Source organism: Glutamicibacter uratoxydans (genome assembly GCF_006539925.1).
GTDB lineage: Bacteria > Actinomycetota > Actinomycetes > Actinomycetales > Micrococcaceae > Glutamicibacter > Glutamicibacter uratoxydans.
This window is the reverse complement of the sequence record NZ_BJNY01000043.1, coordinates 1-1,441: the sequence shown is the minus strand read 5'-3', so window position 1 is coordinate 1,441 and position 1,441 is coordinate 1. Positions and strand designations below refer to the sequence as shown.

The 1,441-nt window shown below is 54.8% G+C and carries 2 protein-coding genes; both read right to left on the bottom strand.

Annotation, left to right across the window (positions count from 1 at the left end; all coding sequences use genetic code 11):
• Positions 1-45 precede the first annotated feature (45 nt).
• Positions 46-846, bottom strand: a complete 801-nt coding sequence (locus AUR04nite_RS17735) for an IS3 family transposase (protein ID WP_246055600.1) — start codon at positions 844-846, stop codon at positions 46-48.
• A 53-nt stretch (positions 847-899) separates the two neighbouring features.
• Positions 900-1,441, bottom strand: a 542-nt coding sequence (locus tag AUR04nite_RS18195) for a helix-turn-helix domain-containing protein (protein ID WP_218024707.1), incomplete at its 5' end; no start/stop codon positions are given.

Sequence of the window (1,441 nt, the reverse complement as noted above, 5' to 3'; positions counted from 1 at the left end):
GGACTGGTCCCCGAAAGTTGGACTAACTAAATACTAAGTCTGGTTTCAGACTGCAAGGGCATAGTGCCGATATTCCATCGGTGCCATGCCCTTCAGTCGTTCCTGACGCCGTTCCATGTTGTACCAGGCGATATAGTCCTCGATCGCCACGGCCAACTCTGCCACGCTCTCAAAGCGTTCACCGTAGAACATCTCGGTCTTCAATTGACCAAAGAAGTTCTCCATCACCGCGTTGTCATAGCAATTGCCCTTACGCGACATGGACTGCACCGCACCATGCTCAGCCAGCAGATTCCTCCACGACCAGTGCCGATAATGAAATCCCTGATCCGTGTGAACCAAAAGCTTCTTCTCAAACTGCCGGTCACCCAAGGCCCTAGCCAAGCTTTCGGTCGTGAACGCTGTGGTCGGCGAAGTTGAGAGAGTGAAGCTGATGATGCTGCGGTCGCACAAGTCCATGATCGGCGAGAGATACAGTTTCCGGCCGGTCACCGGGAACTCGCTCACGTCGCTGGCATAGACCGTATCTGGGGTATCGACCTCGAATTGGCGGTCCAGCAGGTTCTCAGCGATCTTACCCGCCTCGCCTTGATAGGAGGAATACTTCTTCCGGCGGCGCACCTTAGAAGCGATCCCCAGCTGACGCATGAGTTTCAGAACCAGCTTCTTACTGACCTTCCACCCCCTGGCAAGCAGTACGAGACGGATCTGTCGATACCCATAACGTGCATGGTTTCGGTCGAACTCCTTCTTGACCACGGTCTTGAGCTCGGCATGCCGATCCGGGCGCGCCAGTGCTTTGACCTGGTAGTAATAGGTTGATCTAGCCAGTCCAGCAATAGCCAGCAGATCAGTCAGATCATGCCCTTCGGACTTGAGGGTGGCGATCGCCCGAGTTTTCAGGCGTGCCCCTGCTCCCTCAAGTCCCGTAATTTTTTCAGGTACGCCACCTCGGCCAGCAGGCGCTTGTTCTCACGGCGCAGCTTCTCTTCCTCGCTCAAATGTTCGGGCTTTGATGACCCCTTGGGGCGACCTTTGAGCTTAGGTTGAAGTGCTTCATCCCCGCCTTCACGCCACTTATGCGCCCAACTCTTGACAAGATTCGTCGAGCTGAGCTCGTATTCGGCTGCCAACTCCATGGCCGTGGCACCGGCGTGGAACCGGTCAACGACTTCCTTCTTGATTTCGAAGGAGTATGAGGTTTTGGTGGGTTTCTCCATGAGGCATAGCCTGCCATGTAATCGCCAGCGATCGTAAAGTTTCTTCGCTGCTCCGCGTCCGACATTTAGCCGATTGGCTGCCGCTGTGTATGCCAGTCTTGATTCGAAGAATTCGACGAGCTGTTCGCGTTGAGACTCGGTCAAGCTGCTGAGTGTGCGCATGAAAATGCTCCCCAAAGGTTGGTTCTGATTTCTCAGTCCAACTTTTGGGGAGCAGTCCA